This window comes from Mesorhizobium sp. M7A.F.Ca.US.005.03.2.1 (assembly GCF_003997795.1).
GTDB lineage: Bacteria > Pseudomonadota > Alphaproteobacteria > Rhizobiales > Rhizobiaceae > Mesorhizobium > Mesorhizobium ciceri.
Genome location: NZ_RZRP01000915.1, coordinates 1 through 2,379 on the forward strand (window position 1 = coordinate 1; position 2,379 = coordinate 2,379).

At 60.4% G+C, this 2,379-nt stretch carries 5 protein-coding genes and 2 tRNA genes; 4 read left to right on the top strand and 3 right to left on the bottom strand.

Translation table 11 applies throughout. The features are described from left to right. Positions 1-291 precede the first annotated feature (291 nt). Positions 292-513, bottom strand: a complete 222-nt coding sequence (locus EN991_RS32485) for a hypothetical protein (RefSeq protein WP_127370274.1) — start codon at positions 511-513, stop codon at positions 292-294. Between the two features lie 245 nt (positions 514-758). Between EN991_RS32485 and EN991_RS32490 the strand changes: the two genes are divergently transcribed. Genes EN991_RS32490 through EN991_RS32500 form a run of 3 tightly spaced genes read left to right on the top strand, consistent with a single transcriptional unit; the run spans position 759 to position 1,609 of the window. Further along, positions 759-1,007, top strand: coding sequence for a hypothetical protein (locus EN991_RS32490; protein ID WP_127370277.1), 249 nt, complete (start codon positions 759-761; stop codon positions 1,005-1,007). Beyond that, positions 1,004-1,279, top strand: a complete 276-nt coding sequence (locus EN991_RS32495; RefSeq protein ID WP_127370275.1) for a helix-turn-helix transcriptional regulator — start codon at positions 1,004-1,006, stop codon at positions 1,277-1,279. Before EN991_RS32490 ends, EN991_RS32495 begins: the two co-directional genes overlap by 4 nt. A gap of 45 nt (positions 1,280-1,324) precedes the next feature. Then, a complete protein-coding gene (locus EN991_RS32500) occupies positions 1,325-1,609 on the top strand; it encodes a hypothetical protein (protein ID WP_127370276.1) in 285 nt (94 codons plus the stop codon). A gap of 86 nt (positions 1,610-1,695) precedes the next feature. On the opposite strand, the gene EN991_RS32505 is transcribed toward EN991_RS32500, so the two are convergent. Together EN991_RS32505 and EN991_RS32510 are read right to left on the bottom strand one after the other, a co-directional pair. Beyond that, positions 1,696-1,772: transfer RNA gene (locus EN991_RS32505), tRNA-Arg, on the bottom strand. Positions 1,773-1,819: 47 nt separating this feature from the next. Next, positions 1,820-2,125, bottom strand: coding sequence for an ETC complex I subunit (locus EN991_RS32510; RefSeq protein WP_013532440.1), 306 nt, complete (start codon positions 2,123-2,125; stop codon positions 1,820-1,822). Positions 2,126-2,265: 140 nt separating this feature from the next. Here EN991_RS32510 and EN991_RS32515 point away from each other — a divergent pair. Beyond that, positions 2,266-2,342, top strand: a tRNA-Pro gene (locus EN991_RS32515). Positions 2,343-2,379: the final 37 nt, after the last annotated feature.

Consider the following 2,379-nt stretch of genomic DNA (forward strand, 5'->3'; position numbering starts at 1 on the left):
GCCCCAGCTCGTCGGCGACAGATCGAGCTTCATCGCGTTCAACTCCGTTAGCCGTCGCTACTATGACGCACCAACCCAAACAAATTGATAAGACTTTCCCTCCAATTCGATGTCGGCGGCGGAATCAAATCCACCGGCCAACCAGCCCCTGCCTATGACTTGCGACAGACGCTTGGGCAGACGCCACAGGACGGCCGCTGGAAAGCAGCCATCCTGTTTCAAAGTGTGAAGGCGTGGGCCAATTGCCGGCCGGGCAAGGGCAAAACGGCGCGCGAAGCCAGATCGCCCGTCTCAGTTGAGCGTCGGTTCACCCAGCGCATCGACGACAAAGGATGCCGCGATCAGGTCGTCGGCATCGAGACGCAGGGAGCCTCCGTCGCCTCCCATGGTTGAAGCCACTTTTTGAAAGGTCTTCATTTCGTATTCCGTGATCCGGGCGTCCTGCATCCTGGCCCTGAGGTCGGCAATGCGCCGATCGAGGGCCGAAGATATCCCTATTTCTCGCTTCGACATGGCAACACTCCTCCCCACCCTTGTTTGCCTCCCGCCTGTCCACTTTTATATGAGGGTCCGCGAATACAGCGGGCCGAACGCGCCGTGCGCGGGAAGGTTCCGAAAAGGCCGAGTAACGAAATAATACGCTGGCGCCGAGCCACGCCCGCGGACTTTTCTATATCAGACGCAGCTAATCCTTGACGCCGGCAGATGCCGCCCCAGAATCAGAGCATGGCAATAAAGTCGGCGACGAGGTGGCGGTCATGGCGACGGTGCTGAAGCGCGTCACGAAGGACCGCGTCAGCGTGTCGATCCCCGGTCTTCCGCATTCGGTCATTGATCCGGCAACCAGGCTGACCAGGGGCCAGCAGATGGAATTGCCCGGGGACGTTTCGCGGATCGACGGCGACAAGGTCACGGTGTCGCTCGGGCCAATGGTCACGGTGGATCTGGACAAGGCGGGCCTGGTGCAAAGCCGTGTCCCGCCGAAGCGAAGGACCGTCAGGATGTGAACAAGCGAAGCGCCACCGTCTCAGGGACCCAACCCCTTACACCCCAGCAGTGCAGAGCTGCACGAGCGATCCTGAAGTGGTCGCAGGTGCGACTCGCCGCGAAGTGCGGCCTCAGCGAAGGAACGATTGGCAGTTTTGAGAGCGGGCGAAGGATTCCCAGTCCCGCCAAGCTGGCTGCCATCCGTCGAGGCTTGGAGGCAGCGGGCGTGGTTTTCATCGATCAGAAGACCGCAGTGACAAAGAGCGGTCCGCCTCGCGAAACTATTAGTTGAACATAATTTAGATATCGCTGTTAGGCCGCAAAAGGGAGGCGCGCGATGTCACAACATGAAATCGGCGTTGTTTCGGACTGGTCGAAATTGGTGGCGGACGATCCTCTGATCGCCGCGGATATAACCCAGCGCCTTTCTGTGCTGCGCGCTTGCAATGACAACGCTGCCACCGCCGCCGACGTCCCGTCGCCCGGCACCGAAACATTTCGGGGTCCCGACATAACCAGCCTCGCAACACCCACCGAGTATCCTCGGCCGATCGTGCTCCTAGCGACGATCTATGCGTCGACGGTCCTGGGGGTAACGCTGCTTCTGGCGGCGGCGGTCTGAGCGCACGAGACCTGATACCGCTCTCTGAAAGCCCGTGTCTCCGGTATAAACCGTAACCTATGTGTCCGGAACGGACCGAAAGGCTTTGGCGATCCCGACAGGATTCGAACCTGTGACCATCGGCTTAGAAGGCCGGTGCTCTATCCAGCTGAGCTACGGGACCGCTGGCCGGCCGTTGGGCCGGCTGGATATTCTGGCGCCGGGCGCCGTTCAATGCGTCCAGGGCGTCCTGCGGTCATAGCGGAAATTCTCCGCATAGGAAATCTGGCGGCGCTTGGTCTCTTTCGGCTCTTCGACGCGGAAAGCGAGCCCTTGCTTTTCGGCGTAGGCGACCGCCTCTTCGCGCGTGTCGAAGCTAAGCCTGATCTGGCTTCTCATGTCTGCCGACGTCGTATAGCCCATCAGCGGGTCGATCTTCTTGCGCGACTCGGGATCGAATTCCAGCACCCAGTAACCGGTCTTGGCCTTGCCGGACTGCATCGCGGTTTTGGCTGGGCTGAAAATGCGCGCGGACATGGCCACCTCGTTGTTGTGCAAGGCAGCATCGCCACCCTTCGCCCGTCATTACTGCGCAATGCGCACGGCGGCAAGGTTTTTGCTCTCGCAGGTTTTTGCACTTGCCATGCACCACCGAAATGAATAGGCAACAGACCGTTCGGAGTGTAGCGCAGCCTGGTAGCGCATCTGGTTTGGGACCAGAGGGTCGGGAGTTCGAATCTCTCCACTCCGACCATCCCCTCACAGCCCAATGCCCGGCGCAGCCATACGGC